Source organism: Nonomuraea sp. NPDC049625 (assembly GCF_040675285.1).
Taxonomy (GTDB): domain Bacteria; phylum Actinomycetota; class Actinomycetes; order Streptosporangiales; family Streptosporangiaceae; genus Nonomuraea; species Nonomuraea angiospora_A.
In genome coordinates, this window is sequence record NZ_JBFAOQ010000004.1 from 432,906 (window position 1) to 446,550 (window position 13,645).

12 protein-coding genes are annotated in these 13,645 nt (G+C 72.0%); 7 read left to right on the top strand and 5 right to left on the bottom strand.

What is annotated here, in order from left to right; all coding sequences use genetic code 11:
• Positions 1-2 precede the first annotated feature (2 nt).
• Positions 3-4,958, bottom strand: a complete 4,956-nt coding sequence (locus AB0J87_RS20330) for a tetratricopeptide repeat protein (RefSeq protein ID WP_363967235.1) — start codon at positions 4,956-4,958, stop codon at positions 3-5.
• A 129-nt stretch (positions 4,959-5,087) separates the two neighbouring features.
• On the opposite strand from AB0J87_RS20330, the gene AB0J87_RS20335 reads away from it, so the two are divergent.
• The 3 genes from AB0J87_RS20335 (at position 5,088) to AB0J87_RS20345 (ending at position 6,801) form a co-directional block, all read left to right on the top strand.
• A complete protein-coding gene (locus AB0J87_RS20335) occupies positions 5,088-5,636 on the top strand; it encodes a hypothetical protein (RefSeq protein WP_355207942.1) in 549 nt (182 codons plus the stop codon).
• Positions 5,637-5,669: 33 nt separating this feature from the next.
• Positions 5,670-6,050, top strand: a complete 381-nt coding sequence (locus tag AB0J87_RS20340; protein ID WP_363967237.1) for a hypothetical protein — start codon at positions 5,670-5,672, stop codon at positions 6,048-6,050.
• A 79-nt stretch (positions 6,051-6,129) separates the two neighbouring features.
• Complete coding sequence (locus tag AB0J87_RS20345) at positions 6,130-6,801, top strand: DUF6766 family protein (RefSeq protein ID WP_363967239.1); 672 nt, start codon at positions 6,130-6,132, stop codon at positions 6,799-6,801.
• Here AB0J87_RS20345 and AB0J87_RS20350 read toward each other — a convergent pair.
• Positions 6,774-7,574: a pyridoxal-phosphate dependent enzyme gene (locus tag AB0J87_RS20350; RefSeq protein WP_363967241.1), complete on the bottom strand. Its 801-nt coding sequence runs from the start codon at positions 7,572-7,574 to the stop codon at positions 6,774-6,776. The two genes, AB0J87_RS20345 and AB0J87_RS20350, sit on opposite strands and share 28 nt — an antisense overlap.
• 43 nt (positions 7,575-7,617) lie before the next feature.
• Here AB0J87_RS20350 and galK point away from each other — a divergent pair, with 43 nt between their 5' ends.
• A complete protein-coding gene (gene galK, locus AB0J87_RS20355) occupies positions 7,618-8,730 on the top strand; it encodes a galactokinase (RefSeq protein WP_363967243.1) in 1,113 nt (370 codons plus the stop codon).
• 31 nt (positions 8,731-8,761) lie between these two features.
• Here the strand turns inward: galK and AB0J87_RS20360 are convergent, their stop codons facing one another.
• The 3 genes from AB0J87_RS20360 to AB0J87_RS20370 form a co-directional block, all read right to left on the bottom strand.
• Positions 8,762-9,535, bottom strand: coding sequence for an enoyl-CoA hydratase-related protein (locus AB0J87_RS20360; RefSeq protein ID WP_363967244.1), 774 nt, complete (start codon positions 9,533-9,535; stop codon positions 8,762-8,764).
• Positions 9,536-9,538: 3 nt separating this feature from the next.
• On the bottom strand, positions 9,539-10,660 hold the full coding sequence (locus AB0J87_RS20365) for a nitric oxide synthase oxygenase (RefSeq protein ID WP_363967246.1): 1,122 nt from the start codon (positions 10,658-10,660) through the stop codon (positions 9,539-9,541).
• A gap of 267 nt (positions 10,661-10,927) precedes the next feature.
• Positions 10,928-11,332, bottom strand: coding sequence for a hypothetical protein (locus AB0J87_RS20370; protein WP_363967248.1), 405 nt, complete (start codon positions 11,330-11,332; stop codon positions 10,928-10,930).
• 255 nt (positions 11,333-11,587) lie between these two features.
• Here AB0J87_RS20370 and AB0J87_RS20375 point away from each other — a divergent pair, with 255 nt between their 5' ends.
• Genes AB0J87_RS20375 through AB0J87_RS20385 form a run of 3 tightly spaced genes read left to right on the top strand, consistent with a single transcriptional unit; the run spans position 11,588 to position 13,459 of the window.
• Positions 11,588-11,851: a hypothetical protein gene (locus tag AB0J87_RS20375; protein ID WP_363967249.1), complete on the top strand. Its 264-nt coding sequence runs from the start codon at positions 11,588-11,590 to the stop codon at positions 11,849-11,851.
• A gap of 46 nt (positions 11,852-11,897) precedes the next feature.
• Positions 11,898-12,221 (top strand): YciI family protein, encoded by a 324-nt coding sequence (locus AB0J87_RS20380; RefSeq protein WP_363967251.1) that lies wholly within the window; start codon positions 11,898-11,900, stop codon positions 12,219-12,221.
• A complete protein-coding gene (locus AB0J87_RS20385; protein ID WP_363967253.1) occupies positions 12,218-13,459 on the top strand; it encodes a DUF6596 domain-containing protein in 1,242 nt (413 codons plus the stop codon). Before AB0J87_RS20380 ends, AB0J87_RS20385 begins: the two co-directional genes overlap by 4 nt.
• Positions 13,460-13,645 lie beyond the last annotated feature (186 nt).

Sequence of the window (13,645 nt, forward strand, 5' to 3'; positions counted from 1 at the left end):
GCTTACCCGATCTTGGCCAGCAGCGACGAGGCCGTGGGGACGAAGGACGGGTCGCCGGTCTCCACCGCCGTCCGCAGCAGCCGCCGGGCCAGCTCCATGTCACCCCGCGCGTACCTGATCTCCCCCATCCGGCAGGCGGCCTCGGCCACCAGGTCGGCCTGCTCGGTCAGCCCCAGTGTGAGCTCGTAGTAGCGCAGGGCGCCGTCGTGGTCGCCGAGCCAGTAGCACAGCTCGCCGAGGTGCGCCGCGGCCAGCCCCGACTCGGCGTCCCCCGCGTCGATGACCCGCTGGTACCAGGTGAGCGCCTCGGGGAAGTCCCGGTTCCGCTTGGCCAGCGCGCCCAGGTACATCGCCGCGAGCGCGCTGAAGTGCCCCTCGGCCTCCTCGACGCCCCGCAGGTACCACTGCCGGGCCCGCTCCTCGTCCTCCTCGTGGTACGTCTGCCCCAGCGCGATCGTCGCCCGGGCCGCGAGGTCGGCGTCGCCGGCGTCGAGCACCCGCAGGTACGCCTCCCGCCCCTCGTCCACCAGCCCGGCCCCGACCAGCGTCTGCGCCAGCGTGGCCAGCGCGATGGGCTCGCCCCCGGCGGCGGCCGCCCGCAACGTGTCCAGGGACGCCTCGGTCTCCCCGCGGTTGCCCTGCAACATGCCGAGCAGGCTCCCGAACACCCCGCGGATGGGGCTGTCGGCGTCGGCCGCCGCCCGCTGCGCGACGTCGAAGAACGCCTCGGTGTCCCCCTCGTCGTCGAGCAGTTCGAGCAGCCTGCCGCCGGCGACGAACCGTACGTCCGCGTCGTCGTCCCGGCTGAGCCGTTCGTAGATCGCCCGGGCCTCGGCGTGCTCGCCCAGCTCGGCCAGCCGGTCGGCGACGTCCAGCTCGGTGAACGTCCCCCGCCCGGCCAGCTCGAAGTACGCCCGCACGGCGGCCGGGTCCTCACACCGCTCGCCCAGTTCACGCGCCACGGCGGCGGCCTCGTCGCCCATCAGCCGGAGGATCCGCACGGCCAGGTCGTGCTCGCCGCGGTCGGACGCCTGGTGGGCGAGCACCCGCAGGTTGCCCGCCGCCACCTCGGAGCCGGCGCCCGCGGCGGCCGCGAACGCCTGGGCGGCGCCCATGTGGTCGTCCTCCTCGTACAGCCAGATACCGAGCTGCACGCCGCCCCGGTCCACCGCGTCGGGCGCGCCGGACTCCATGGCCAGCCGCACCTCCCGGACGGCGCCGGCCGTGTCGCCCAGCCCGCGCAGGGCCTTGGCGAGGTCCACGCGGATGCCGGCCGAGGTGCCCGGGAAGCCGGTCTCCACGCCCCGCCGGTACATGAGGGCCGCGTTCTCCAGGTCGTCCCGCGCCTTGTACGCGTCGCCCCATGCCCAGTAGCCCATCGACACGGTCTCGGGGTCGCCGGTGCCGACGGCCCGCTCGGCCTCCTCCACCACCGCGTCGTGGTCCTCCATGAGGAGCAGGTGGGCGATCAGGTGGCGCTCGCTCTCGAGGTCCCCGGCCGCCGCACCGGCGGTCAGCGCCTCGCGTACGCCCTCGGCGTCGCCCCGCGCGTTGAGGAGGTCGGCCAGCACGACGGCGGTGGCGGGCATCGCGGCGCGGGCCGCCTCGATCGCCCCGTCGAGGTCGCCGCGGCGGTGGCGGAGGATGGCGATGTTGCGCCAGGCCATCTCGGCCGTGCGCGGATGTCCGGTGGCGGGCAGGGTGCTCAGCTCGGCCCGGCAGTGCTGGCCGCGCTCGGCGAGGACCACGCCGAGGTCCACCGCGGCCTGCGCGGCGAGGTCGGGCTCGCCCAGCTCGACGACCACCCGGCAGAGCGCCGCGGCCGCGTTCTCGTCGTCCAGCCCACGGGCCCGCTCAAGGGTCTCGGCGAGGGGTTCCCGCCGGTCCTGCGGGTCCGCCGCGGCCACCAGCCGGCGTACGGCCTTCGCGTCGTCCTCTTCGAGCGCGAGCAGCACCTCGGCCATCAGCTCCGACCCGGCGAACTCGGTCAGCGCCGCGACCGCCCCCTCCCGGTCGCCGTCGTCGGCCAGCACCCATCCGCGTTCTTTGGCCGAGGCCGTGCCGAGCCGGACGCGCGCGACGGCCGTGAACCATTCGTCGTCGTCCAGGGCGACGACCCGTTCGTAGGCGGAGCGGGCGTACTCGTCGTCGCCCGCTTCGGCCAGCGTCCGGCCCGCCCACACCAGCGCACCGGACGCGGACTCGGGGTCGGCGGCCACGGCCCGCTCGAACGCCTCCCGCGCCCCCAGCACGTCGCCCGTCCTGGCCAGCAGCTCCCCGAGCACCTGTTCCTCGAGCGTATCGCCCGAGCCGGGCGTCAGGAGGGACAGGGCGGCGCTCAGGTCGCCGTGGTCGCGGAGAACGACGGCGAACTTGAGCCGCCCGGCCGCGCCGAACTCCTCCGTCATCAGCTCACCGGCCTCCTGCGCCGCCCCGCTCGCCACGAGCACCTCGGCGAGCCGCACGGTCGCGTCCTTCCTGCGCGCCTCGCTCAGCTCCCCGAGCGCTCCCCGGTAGGCGGCGGCCGCCTCGACCAGCAGCCCGAGCTCCTGCCGCACCTGCCCGATGTCGCGCAGCGTGATGGCGGCCAGGCGCTCGTTGTCGCCCTCCGCGACCTGCTCCCACGCCTCCAGAGCCCCGCGCTTGTCCCCCGCCTCGTTCCGCAGCGCGCCGAGGTAGCAGCCCGCCTCCTGCCGGTAGTTGGGGTGCCCGGCGGCCAGCACCAGCGAGAGCGCCGCGTCGGCGGCGGCGATCTCGCCGCGCCGCTGCCAGGCGTGCGCGCTCTCCATGGCCAGCATGCTCACCAGGAACGCGTTGCCCTCGTCGTCGATCTCCGCCAGCGCCTCGGCGGCGGCGTCGAGGTCCCGGTCGAGCAGGAACTGGGCAAAGCGCCCCATCTCCTTCGGCTCCCCCGTCGCCAGGTCGAAGGCCGCCCGCGCGGCGGCAAGGTCGTCGACCCGCACCCGGTGCAGCCCGAGCAGCCAGGCGCTGCGCGAGCGGTCGTCCGCGGAGGTCTCCTCCTCGATCTGCCTCTCGTGCAGCCGGCAGACGGCCAGCAGGTCGCCCTGCCGCTCCAGCACCGTGAACAGCGAGGCGGCCGCCTCGATCCGCAGCCCGCGGTTACCGCCGTCCATGGCCGTCGTGTACGCGGCCCGCGCCTCGCCCAGGTCGTGCTCCGTGACGAGCCCGCCCAGCGCGTACCCCACCCACGGCGCCAGCACCGGATGCCCCTCCGCCGTGGCCCGGCGCAGCAGGTCGAGCGAGGCCTCCTCGTCGGACAGCACCTCCTTGCAGATCACCGCCGTGTACGACAGCGCCAGCGGGTCCCCGCTCTCGGCCGCCGACTCGAACAGCTTGGCCGCGTCCGACAGGTCGTACCCGATCGAGGCCAGCACCTGGGCGAACACGGCGGCGCCGATCGCCGCGACGGCGGGATCGGGATGGTCCATGGCCGCGCGGTAGCGGACCAGCCCCTCCTCCCTGCCCAGTCGCTGGTGGTCGAGCATCGCGCCCAGCACGGGGTGCGCCTCCTCGCCCGACTCGCGCAGCAGGTGCAGCAGGAAGACCGCGCTGAAGCCCTGGAGCACGTCGTCGCCCTCGGCCACGTACGCGAGCAGCTCGTCGGCCTGCTCCCGGTCGCCCTCGCCGATCTCCAGCTGGGCCAGCGTCGCCATGGCCCTGAGCGACTGCGTGGCCGCGCCCGAGTCGGCGGCCCCGCGCAGCAGCAGCCTGGCCCCGGCCACGTCACCGGCCTGCAGGCGGGCCAGCCCCTCGTCGGTGTCCTGGAGCGCCTGCTCCTCGACGGGGTCGGCCAGCGGCTGCTGCCTGGCGGCGTGCTCGAGGAGCAGCGTGGCCTTGAACGCGGCGTCGGGGTCGTCGTGCCCGGACGCGAACCGCGCCAGCTCCATGGCCTCGTCGTACACCTCGGGATGCTGGTCGAGCAGCAGGCCGAGCAGCGTGACGCAGATCGACGCCCACTCGTCCTCGCCCGCCTCCAGCACCGCGCGCAGCGCGGCCAGCGCCTCGGCCGTCTCGCCCGCCTCGACGTGCATCTGGGCCAGGCAGGCCTGGGCCTGCACGACGTACTCGCGCTGCCCGCTGGCGATCACCCGGCGGAAGATCGCCTTGGTCTCCTCCACGTCGCCCAGCGACGCGGTCACCTTGGCCAGCTCGATCAGCGACGGCAGCCGGATGTCGGGCCTCGGGTCCTCGGCGGCCACGCGGTAGGCGGCGGCGGACTCGGCGTACTCGCCCAGGTCCACCAGCACCGCGCCGAGCAGCTTGTGCGCCATGGCCAGGTGGTCGGGGTGCCCGACGGCGATGGCGTGCTCGCACACCTGCCTGGCCTGCTCGAACTCCTCCTCCTCGGCGTAGATCTGGTACAGCCGGAACGCCGACAGCGACACCACGTCGGGGTCGCCGCAGGTCAGCAGCGCCCGGAAGTCGTCCTCGTCCTCCGCCTCCTCATACAGCTCGCGGGCCGAGGCCGGGTCCTGGAAGTGGAACTCGGGCAGCTCCAGCCGCGCGGCCAGCTCGGCCACCGCCGGGCTGTCACACCTGCGGGCCCGCTCCAGCGCCTCCTGCGCGCCCTCCACGTCGCCCAGCTGCGTGAGCACCAGCACCATCGCCGTGTCGGCGAGCGCGGCCACCTCGAAGTCGGCCCCGTCGGACGCGATCGTCAGCACCCGGTGCGCCGCCGGCCACTCCTTGGCCGCGACCAGCATCATGCCCATGGCGATGGCCGAGCGCTGCCCGAACACGGGGTCGCCCGACTGGATCACCGACCTGTGCGCCGCCTCGGCGCCGTCGAGGTCCCCCTGCTCCTGCAGCAGGCCCGCCAGCAGGTGGGAGGCTTCCGGGTCCCCTGTGGCCGCGATCTGCCTGAACAGCGCGGCGGCCTGGTCGAGGTCTCCCGCTTTCCAGTGGCCCATGGCCGCGTCGAGCTGTTCTGACGCCATTGCTCACTCCAAAGTCATCCAACAATGTGAAAAAGCTACACATGTGTCACGTCCGTCACAGGCCATTTGTGGAGATGGCGCGTGCTTATGGAGCCCCCGCCGGGCGGGGGAGGCCGTAGCGTAGTCCTCATGGGCAAGGCGTTCTGGATCGATCAAGAGTTCGACAGAGACCGTGACGGGCGCTATGCCGTACACGTTCGCAAGAATCTGGAAGAGTTTGAATGGGGTGACATCGCCCCCGTCAGGTTCGCGTGCGCCGCGTGGCGGCTGGCCACGCCGCCGGCGCTGACCCCCGGTTACGTACGGTGGGACCGGCGCGTGCTCGACGCCACCTGCCACCGCAACACCTGGGACGGCTCGCTCTACGCGCGGGTCAGGGTCGTCTCGCCGCTGCCCGAGGAGCTGACCCGCTCGCGGGCCTGGTGGCGCGACCGGGGGTGGCTGGGCTGGCAGGAGACCTTCGGCCAGTACGTCGAGCCGACCCAGCAGGACCTGGCCCGGCACCCGTTCCTGCGGACCTCGCTGCTCCTGGAGGTGCCCGTGCCCCTGGACGACCTGCCGCCCGAGCCCGAGGGGCCGCACGACGAGGTCGAGCAGCGCGCGCACCGGGCGGTGGTGGTGCTGACCCGTGAGCTCAACGCGCTGGTCGCACCGGTCCTCGATCAGCTCGGGGGCTAGCATGCGCGGATGATCCGCGGGTAGCGGAGGTCCATGAGGAACCTGCTCATCTGGCCGGCGCTCGCGCTGGTCGCCGCAGGCTGCGCCCCTGACACGGGCGCTCCGGCGCGGGCGGCCGAGCGCTTCCACGCGGCCCTCTCCGCGCACCACGAGGACGCCGCGTGCGCGATGCTCACCCGCAAGACCGCCGAGAAGCTCCCCGATCCCGGCCAGACCTGCGCCGAGGCGCTGCGCGAGGCGAAGCTGGGGCCGGGCGGGTCCGTCACGTCGGTCAGCGTGTGGGGCGACGCCGCCCAGGTGCGGCTGGCCGGCGACACGCTCTTCCTGCACCGCTTCACCGACGGCTGGCGGGTCACGGCCGCCGGGTGCGAGCCGGTGCGCGACCTCCCCTACGACTGCGAGGTGGAGGACTGATGCGGGTGATGTTCACGATCACCATGCTGATCATCGTGGTCGGCCTGGCGTTCTTCTTCGTCGTGGGGCTCTCGCGGCTATGAGGTGGGTCAAGGAGAACTCGCTGGCGCTGGTCTTCCTCGCCATGTTCCTGCTCTCGCTGGGCGGACAGGCCGTGGCCGGGATGCTGCAGTACAACGACCTGCAGCGGGTCGAGGGGGCGGAGCCGGTCTCGTTCGCGCAGTACGTGACGTCGTCCCCGTTCGCGGTGGACGTCTCGGAGAACTGGCAGTCGGAGTACCTGCAGTTCCTGCTGTACATCATGCTGACCGTCTGGCTCGTGCAGAAGGGGTCGCCCGAGTCCAAGACGATGGAGAAGGTGGGGACGGAGTCCGAGGAGGAGCAGCGGATCGGGGCACATGCCGGCCCGCGCTCTCCCCGGTGGGCCAGGGCCGGCGGGCTCAGGCTGTGGGTCTACAGCAACTCGCTGGGGCTGGTGATGGGGACCATCTTCGTCCTGTCGTGGCTGGCGCAGTCGGTGACGGGGCAGGCGGCGTACAACTCGGATCGGCTCGGCGACCTGCGCGACCCGGTCTCGTGGTGGTCGTACGTGACCGCGCCCGAGTTCTGGGACCGGACCCTGCAGAACTGGCAGTCGGAGCTGCTCGCGGTGCTGTCGATGGTGGTGCTCTCGATCTACCTCCGGCAGCGGGGGTCACCCGAGTCGAAGCCGGTGGGGGCGGCTCACGTCGAGACGGGTGTGGAGGGCTGACCGGTGATCACGGCGACGATGCGGGTGCCGTCGGGGAAGGCGCCCTGGCGGGCGAGGTCGAGGATCCCGTAGAGCATCTTCGCCACGTAGATGCCTTCAACACGATATTTCCCGATAAATGCGTCCAAAGTGGGGGTCGACTTGGCGTAGCCGCCGAAGTGGTAGTCCAGGTTGAGCTCCCAGTTCGCCCAGGTGCGCCCGTACGCCTCCCGCTGCAGCCTGGCCACCTCGCCCGCGAGGAAGCCCGCCCCCTTCAGCACCGCGAACCCGATCGCCCGCTTCCCCTCCGGCAGCCCCGCCGAGATCCCGGCCAGCGTCCCGCCGGTGCCGACCGGGCAGCAGATGACGTCGTACTCCGCGGAGATCTCCCCCGGCAGCTCGGCGCACCCGCGCACGGCGGCCGCGTTGCTCCCGCCCTCGGGCAGGATCGCCACGTCGTCTCCCCAGCGCGCCCGCAGCCCCGCCAGCACGCCCTCGGTGTGCTTGAGCCGGTAGGAGGCCCGGTCGAGGTAGGTCAGGGTCATCCCGCACGCCCTCGCGTGGGCGAGCGAGGGGTTCAGCGGCAGGCGCTCCTCGCCCCGGATGACCCCGATGGTCTCGATCCCGTGCCGCCGCCCCGCCTCGGCCACGGCCCTGATGTGGTTGGAGTACGCGCCGCCGAAGGTCAGCAGGCGGGAATGGCCCAGGTTGTACCGGAGTTTGCGGGGTTTGTTGTCGTCGTGCATCAGGAACAACCGGACCCGGCCGAGCCCGGGATCCAGGAGCTCTTCCATGGCGCTAGTCTACGGTCGAGCCTTTGTTGAGGAGTGTTCGATTATGAGCGTTGTTGAAGCTTTCCGTGCCGCCTATGGCGCGTCCCCCCAGACCGTCTGGCGTGCGCCCGGCCGGGTCAACCTGATCGGCGAGCACACCGACTACAACGACGGCTTCGTCCTCCCCTTCGCAGTGCCGTGGGGCGTCACGGCCGCGATCACGCCGCGTACGGACGGCACCATCCGGCTCCTCTCCCTCCAGGCTCCCGGCGAGCCCGTCACGATTCCCAGTCACGACCAGTCTGCGGGCTGGACGCGCTACGTCGTCGGCGTCTTCGCCATGCTGGGTGACCGCGTGCGGGGCGCGGACATCGCGATCGACGGCGACGTCCCGCCGGGCGCCGGCCTCAGCTCCAGCGCCGCCCTCGAGGTGGCCGTCGCCTCCGCGCTCAACGACCTGCACGACCTGGGCATGACGCCCATGGAGATCGCCCTGCTCAGCCAGAAGGCCGAGAACGACTTCGTCGGCATGCCCTGCGGCATCCTCGACCAGGCCGCCTCTGCGCTGTGCGAGGAGGGGCACGCGCTGTTCCTCGACTGCCGCTCGCTCGGCTCCCGCAACATCCCGCTCGACCTGGCCGCCCACGGGCTGAGCATGCTGATCATCGACACGCAGGTCCACCACGAGCACGCCGGCGGCGAGTACGCCAAGCGCCGCGCCGAGTGCGAGTCGGCGGCCCGCAAGCTCGGCGTCCCGGCCCTGCGCGACGTCACGGACCTGGCGGCCGCCCTCGATCAACTCCAGGGTGACGAGCGCAAGCGCACGATGCACATCGTCACCGAGAACCACCGCGTCGAGGCCCTCATCGGCCTCCTGCGCGCCGGCGCCGTCACCGAGATCGGCGCCCTCCTCAACGCCTCGCACCTGTCGCTCCGGGACCAGTACGAGGTCTCCTCGCCGGAGCTGGACGTCGCGGTCGAGGCCGCCATCAAGGGCGGGGCGCGGGGCGCCCGGATGACGGGCGGCGGCTTCGGCGGCTCCGCCATCGCCCTGGTGCCGGTGGAGCGCCTGTCCAGTGTCGAGGAGTCGGTGACCGCCGCGTACGCGGAGCACGGCTTCCAGCCTCCGCGCTTCCTGCCCGCCACCCCGGCCCGCGGCGCCCACCGCCTGGCCTGAGCCGCCTACCCTGCCCCCTTACCCTGCCCCCTTAAAGGGGCGGGAAGTTCGGCGGGCGTCGCTCCAGGAAACTGGCGACGCCCTCCGTGAAGTCGGGGCGGTCGAAGGAGGCCATCATCTCCCGCACGGCCGCCTTGGCGGAGTCCTCCAGGGTGGCGTCCCAGTCGTGCCACACCTGCCGCTTGATCACCGCCATGGACGCCGGCGAGCTGTAGGCCGCGAGCTCCCGGGCGTACGCCTGCGCCTCGGAGAGCAGGCCCTCCCCCGGCACGACCCGGTTGACCAGCCCGAGCTCGTACGCCTCGGCCCCGGTGAACACCCGCCCCGACAGCAGGACGTCCATGGCCCGCTGCTGCCCCATGAGCCTGGGCAGCACCCACGACAGCCCGTACTCCGCGATCAGCCCCCGGCGCGGGAACGCCGTGGTCCACTTGGCGTCCGCGGCCGTGAAGACGAGGTCGCAGACGAGCGCGTGCACCATGCCCAGCCCCGCGCAGGCCCCGTTGACGGCGGCGACGATCGGCTTGCCGATCGTGGTCGGGAACGTGTTGGGCCGCGGGTCGGGCTCCACGTCGTAGGTGCCGTTCTGGATCGCCGCCAGCGCCTTGAAGTCCGCCCCCGAGCAGAACCCCTTGCCCGCGCCCGTGACCACGACGGCCCGCACCTCCGGGTCCTTCTCGGCCTCCGCCAGCAGGTCGAAGTAGCGCCGCCCCAGGGCGTCCGTCCACGCGTTGAGGGTGTCGGGACGGTTGAAGGTCAGTGTGAGTACGCCCTGGTCGAGGGATGAGAGCACGAGTTCTGCCATGCCCTAACCGAACCATGTTCTAGGCCGGGAAGGCAAGGACGGCGGCTGGCGGTGATGGACGAAGGCGGGGCTCAGGACGCTGGTGTCGTAGTAGCGGTGGAAGACGGGGGTGACGCTGCCCGACATCGGGGGCACGATCCACGACCAGTCCGCCGGGCAGACGCGCCCGGCTTTCTCCTCGCGCGACAGGTGGGTGAGGAACCGGCGCGACTCGGTGTGGTGATCGGTCATCGTGACCCCCTCCCGCTCGAACGAGTGCAGCACCGCCACGTTCAGCTCCACCAGCGCGTGGTCCCGCCACAGGGTCCGCTCGGTCGAGGTGTCCAGCCCGAGCCGCTCCGCGACGACCTTGAGCTGGTCGTACCTGTCGGCGTCCGCGAAGTTGCGGGCGCCGATCTCGGTGCCCATGTACCAGCCGTTGAAGGGCGCGCACGGGTAGCAGATGCCGCCGATCTCCAGACACATGTCGGAAATAGCCGGAACGGCATGCCAACGCAGGCCCAACTCCTCGAACCACTGATACTCCGGATGCACCAGCGGCACCTCCAGCACGACGTCACCCGGCAGGTTGCACAGCAACGGATCGCCCAGGCTCGGCTGGATGATCACCGGCAGCACGTCGAACCGCCCGGACCTGCCCTGCCAGCCCAGCGCCTTGGCCAGGTCCGTGAGCTCCGCGTTGTGCGGGTCCCCCACGATGCGGCCTCCCCGGGTGCGGTGGCCCGCGTACCGGATGAGCTGGTCGTTCAGGATCCGGGGGCCGGGCAGCGCCGGGGTGTCGGGCGGCAGGACGGTCACCGTGGGCCTGATCCTGCCGTTCCCGGTGGCCACCCGCAGGTGCTCGACGCACTCCAGGGCGACCCCCTCGGCCGTGGTCACCTGCCTGCGGTCGCGCACCTTCAGCGAACGCCAGTAGAGCCGTCCGATGCACCGGTTGCTGTTGCGCCAGGCCACCCGGGCACCGAACTCCAGCTCCTCGTACGTGTGGGTGTAGGTCCCGTGGCGGGCCACGTCTCTGGAGACGTCGCGCAGCCGGGCGTGCAGGCCTCCGGCCTGGGGGTTCTCGGCGTGGAAGAGCCTGATGAAACGCTCCGCCTCGCGGAAGTCGGTGGTTCGCTCAAGCACTGCCTGCACGGTCAGAGCATCGAAGGGGCGCAGGCTCGTAATCCAGGTACGCACGCGGCAATCAGCACTTCTCCGTCATCGGATCGCCCCGCCGATTCCGGGTCGGCGACACGTCCTGGTGGCGGCGCCCTCTCCTCGCCCCCGTCGACCTGCCCGCGGCTCCCGGCCCAGAGGACCGGTAACCCATCCTTACCAGCCGCTCTCAGCTTTGTCCCGCCAAACCATGAAATGAGTGCGCCCCGGAAGGCTCCGGGGCGCACTCAGCGACTAACGGCTCGCGTAGTCCCTCCACACGCACGTGAGGTGGACGACGCGGCTGCGGTGCCAGCGCTTGCCGGCCTTGACCTTGTACGGCAGCTCCCCGGCCGGGACGCTGATCGACAGCCGGTCCGCGGGCAGGGTCGTCACGCCGTCCACGGTCACGGGCTGGGCCGGCTCGATGTACTCCTCGTCCACAAGCTCGGCCACCCGGGCCTTGGAGAACTTGACGACCTTGCCGTCGGTCAGCCAGCACGTGAGCGGGCCGGCCGGGAGGTCCGGCTCGCCGTGGACCCTGACCAGCCCTTCGCCGCGCACCTCGATCGGCCCGTCGTCGGCCAGCGCGGACCCGGCCATGCCGGCGAGCCCGAGGGTGACGGCAGTGAGGACGACGGCGGCGCGTCGCTTGAACATTGGGGTCTCCTTCCCCGATTCGATGAGACAGCCCGAGGGTGGCGCGGCGCACCTGAAGGAGGGCTTAAGGCACCCGAAGTGATCTTCAGGTACGCCTCATCCGGGGTCGAGGAAGTGGGGCGCAGCCGCGCTGTCGGATGGCTGAAAGTTCTTCAAAGGAATTCGGGAGGCGGTGTCGGATCGGGGCGGTGGTGTTCGTAGCAGGGGTGAGGCCGCCCGCAAGGGTGCGGCGCCGAGGTGGAAGGAACCGCGATCATGAAGCTGACGACCGTGACGTGCAGGGAAACGGCGGTGCGTCGGATAAGGACCGCAGGAACGGATTCGAGCGCGCCCACGCTCGCCGCGCCACGCTGGGAGGACACGACCGTTCTCCGCGGTGACCTCGCGGCGGCCACGCGATTGTTCCCGGAGACCGGCCCGGATCGTGCGCTCGACCTGGTCGAATCGCGGGGCGACTCCAAGGGCGTGACGACCCAGGTCTACCGGCCCGCCGGGCGCCCGCAGTATGCAAGCGTCTGAAGTCCCTGACCGGCACTGTCTTGACACCACAGGAGATGATCCTCAGATGCAGTACCTGATTTCCGTGATCCACGACCAGGCCGGCCTCGCCACCCCGGACGAGGACGCTGCGATCGACGTGTTCAACGACCGGCTCCAGACCGACGGCCACTGGGTCTTCGCCGGCGGCCTCGCCTCGCCCGACACGGCCACCGTCATCGACAACCGGGGTGGGGAGGCGATGGTCACCGACGGGCCCTTTCTGGAGTCCAAGGAGTACCTCGCCGGCTTCTGGATCATCGAGGCCCCCGACCTCGACGTGGCGCTCAAGCTGGCAGCCGAGGGGTCGAAGGCCTGCAACCGCAAGGTCGAGGTGCGGCCGTTCCAGTGAACAGGATCGACGTCCGCGAGGCGATCACCCAGGCTCACCATGAGGAGTGGGCCCGGGTGGTCGCCTCTCTGACCAGGCGCTTCGGCGACCTCGACATCGCCGAGGAGGCGGCCGCCGAGGCGTTCGCGACCGCCGTCCAGCGGTGGCCGGCCGACGGCGTGCCCCCCAACCCCGGCGCCTGGCTGACCACCACCGCCAACCGCAAGGCCATCGACCGGATCCGGCGCGAGAACAAACGCGACGACAAGCACAAGGAGGCTCAGATGGTGTACGACGACGACCGGCCCGAGCCTGTCGGCGTCATCGACGACGACCGGCTCCGGCTGATCTTCACCTGCTGTCACCCGGCGCTGGCGATGGAGACCCGCGTGGCGCTGACGCTGCGCATGGTCGCCGGCCTGACCATGCCCGAGATCGCCCGCGCCTTCCTGGTGGCCGAGAGCGCCATGGGGCAGCGGATCACCCGCGCGAAGGCCAAGATCAAGGCGGCGCGCATCCCCTATCGGGTGCCTTCGGCGGAGGATCTCCCGGCGCGCGTCTCCGGCGTCCTCGCCGTCCTCTACCTCGTCTTCAACGAGGGCTACCTGGCCACCAGTCCCGACACCGACCCCGTACGGCACGAGCTGACCGCCGAGGCGATCCGGCTCACCCGCCTGATCCGTGCGCTCCTGCCGGACGACGGTGAAGTGGCCGGACTGCTGGCGCTGATGCTCCTCACCGAGGCCCGCCGCCCCGCCCGGGTCTCGGCCGGCGGCGAACTGGTGGCCCTCGGCGAGCAGGACCGAGGGGCCTGGGACGCGGCGCTGATCGCCGAGGGTCACCGGCTGGTGCGCGAGCGCCTCGCCGCTGCCGCCGCCGGGGTGGCTCCGGGTCGCTACCAGATCCTCGCGGCGATCAACGCCGTGCACACCTCCGCCCGCGACATGCGCGACACCGACTGGTCGCAGGTCCTCGCCCTCTATGACCAGCTCGTCCGCCTCGACCCCTCGCCGATCATCGCCCTCAACCGGGCCATCGCCGTGGCCGAGCTCGACGGGCCGGAGGTGGCGCTGGCGGCAGTCGACCGTCTTGAGCCCAGGTTGGCCGGCTATCACGCCTACCACGCCACCCGCGCCGACCTGCTGCGCCGGCTGGGCCGTGGCCGGGAGTCGCGCGCGGCCTACGACAAAGCCATCGAACTGGCCGGCAACACCGCCGAGACCGCCTCCCTGACCCGCCGCCGCGACCAACTGCGGTAGCGCCCACGGACGCATCTCGCACGGGAGGCGATCCTCAACCGGAACACCCGGCCGGCGCAGGCGAGGCGTCCCTGGCCGACCTGGCCACCCAATACAGCGTCGGACGCCCCACCATCCATGGTTGCGGTCCTTCGAGGAAAGGGGAAGGCACGCCCCACCCGAGGCCGACGCGCAAGCAGTCACCTC